The organism is Neobacillus drentensis (assembly GCF_036965645.1).
GTDB classification, from domain to species: Bacteria; Bacillota; Bacilli; order Bacillales; family Cytobacillaceae; genus Neobacillus; species Neobacillus drentensis_D.
In genome coordinates, this window is record NZ_JBALPZ010000211.1 from 1 (window position 1) to 2,599 (window position 2,599).

Annotated in this window: 2 protein-coding genes and 1 pseudogene; 1 reads left to right on the top strand and 2 read right to left on the bottom strand. The window is 30.4% G+C overall.

What is annotated here, in order from left to right:
- A pseudogene (locus V7266_RS28460) lies at window positions 1–685 on the top strand (hypothetical protein); the annotation flags it as partial.
- A 133-nt stretch (window positions 686–818) separates the two neighbouring features.
- Here the strand turns inward: V7266_RS28460 and V7266_RS28465 are convergent.
- Window positions 819–1,643 (bottom strand): GT-D fold domain-containing glycosyltransferase, encoded by an 825-nt coding sequence (locus V7266_RS28465; protein ID WP_335472580.1) that lies wholly within the window; start codon window positions 1,641–1,643, stop codon window positions 819–821.
- Between the two features lie 104 nt (window positions 1,644–1,747).
- Window positions 1,748–2,287 (bottom strand): acyltransferase, encoded by a 540-nt coding sequence (locus V7266_RS28470; protein WP_335472581.1) that lies wholly within the window; start codon window positions 2,285–2,287, stop codon window positions 1,748–1,750.
- Window positions 2,288–2,599 lie beyond the last annotated feature (312 nt).

Below are 2,599 nucleotides of genomic sequence, written 5' to 3' on the forward strand. Positions count from 1 at the left end.
ATATTATAACTGCACGTTAATAAACCTAATTTTGGGTACTAAAAATAGGGAAGTTGATATATCTAAGAGTAGTTTTACGGACACTGTTATAAAAGTAGGGAATATTAACACCCCCGGTTTTACAGCAACGATTTTATTGGAAGAATGTCAACTTATTACTAATACAATAAGTTATCTTTTTGCAACTGACCTTAATCAACCAACCGGTCTCATAAAATTGGAAAGATGTAATATTGAGATTAACAATTCAAATTTTTCACGCTTAATAAACCATGAAAAAACTGTTGTAAGGGATGTCTTAATATTTTTTGTTAAGGAAAGTAATTTTAAATACAATGGATCCACTTCACTCAATCTGATTTATTATAATAACCTTAATCCTATGATACAATTCATATCTTCAGATAATGTATTTACAAATATAAATTTACCCGGGGAAGATATGGGTACATTCGTCGGCTATGACATTGATGACACCTATAAAACAAACGTAACATTACAGCCTAACGGCGATGGATTTTATGCGACAATTGTCCACAATCTTAATACACTGGAACCGTATGTTTTATGTACTTCCCAGACATCTCAGATATTACAAACGCAAATAACTATACTAGATAAAAATTCAGTTAGTATTAGAGAGCAGCAAGTTACTAATTTAATAGTTATTGTAAAAAAAATTTAGAAAATATAAACACTTAAAGGTCTTAACAAGAGAAAGTCTTTATGTGACTTTCTCTTTAATATATTAATTCTTTTATTTTATAATATGTCTCATTATCACATCATTTTTCCTTTTCTTTATTATCAATACAATCCTATATTGTTGCCACTATCTGACTTCTATATATTGAATCATCTATTATTTTCCCATGTAAGTTATCCATTCCTCCATCCTCAATAAATTTATTATATTCCAAGTTCAAATGTCCAATATCAACTATTCGTACCCCCTCTCTTGAGATATCGTCCGCTAAAACAGTTGCGGTAGGCCCCAGGGACACTAAAACCAAATCATAATCTTTCGCATTTTTTAAAACACACAATTTAATTGCATTGTAGACTGACCATGCGTTGTTAGAAGGACAAATAATTCTACCTATACTATTAGTATTTGAAAACAAGGTATTATCAACTCCCAACCTGCTGTGTTTTCCTTCAACAATCAGAATTCTTTTCCCTTGCCACAAATTAGTTAATTTTTTAAACCATATCTTACTCTTGCTTTTTTCCTCGTAATCAATATAACAACGTGTTAAACTCGCATTAAGAAAGGTCCTTTTTTTTCCACAAAACCGAACCCAATGCATTCTGCCAGTATCCATATTCATATTCCAGAAATCTTTAGCTTCTTTTCTGTAACCTTCAACTGTATTTATAGCTAGAGGAACTCCAATTTCTAGACTACAATTATCATTATTTACTAAAATATTCGTAAGTCGCTCTGACAGTTGAGCATCATATTCTTGAAAATGAATACTCCCTCCCATCATTATATTTAATTCACCATCACCATATCTTGCCAAAGAGCAATTTTCATCTAATAAAAAATTTATCGACTTACTAGTATCCAAAATACTTAAAGGATATACATGTCTTAATAATCTATTGAAAGTATATACTAAGTTCGTTGTAACTTTCATTGCTTTCCCCCATTAAATAAATTCCTGTGGTTACTTCGTTCTCTCAATCTTCACTTTAAAATTTTTAAGTAACACAGCTTTGATACCGATTATTACCTACAAAATTACAAATCATATCCAATATCGACAATTTCCTCTTTCATTTGTCTTTTTTCTACTTCTGTTTTGTAGGGATAATACACCTCATACTTTGGCTTTATGTTCAAATCACGTTGGTGTCTTTTTATAAACTCTTCTTTTTTTGCAATAACTTTTGCTGGGTAGCCTACAGCCACACTATTACTTGGAATATCCTTTGTAACAACACTTCCTGCTCCAATTACTACATCATCACCAATTGTAACTCCACACAGTACAATGCTTCCCCAGCCAATGAACACTCTACTTCCAATTTTCACATTTCCTACTATTGAATATCCAAGGTCTTTTTTTATACTTGCATCATGAGCTAGAATTGTAGAATTTGTAATTGTTACATCATTCCCAATTTCTATTAAAAATGCATGGCCCTCATCGATTGTTGAATTTAAGATATGAACATTGTTTCCGATAATCATTCCACTATCCTTTAAACGTTCAACCTGGGTTCTTATATCTCGTTTCAATAATTTAACTTTAATAAACCGCTTAATTTTTTCTATCATTTTTACCTCCCAGCCGGCGATAAATTAACAAAAATAACTATAGCCTAATATGCTTTCGACAAAACAAAGAAAAAAAACACTTCAAATGCACCTAATTGATACTGTCTAATAACTAGACATGTTAAGAAATCAATTATTTTACAAAAAAGGTGCTGGTGAATTTACTTTTGTTCCATCTTTTTATATTTTTAATGAGCAGAACTTGTTTCTGTCAATTCTTAAAAACCGCATTAATAAAAAGTATAAAAGAATAAGAGAAAGTGTTTTTTTAATAATTAATTCGTATTCTTATATAAAAATTTAGTTCCTTTA

Bases quoted from the DNA above. Each gene is read 5' to 3' on its own strand.
- V7266_RS28465 (WP_335472580.1), bottom strand. From the start codon at position 1,643: ATGAAAGTTACAACGAACTTAGTATATACTTTCAATAGATTATTAAGA.
- V7266_RS28470 (WP_335472581.1), bottom strand. From the start codon at position 2,287: ATGATAGAAAAAATTAAGCGGTTTATTAAAGTTAAATTATTGAAACGA.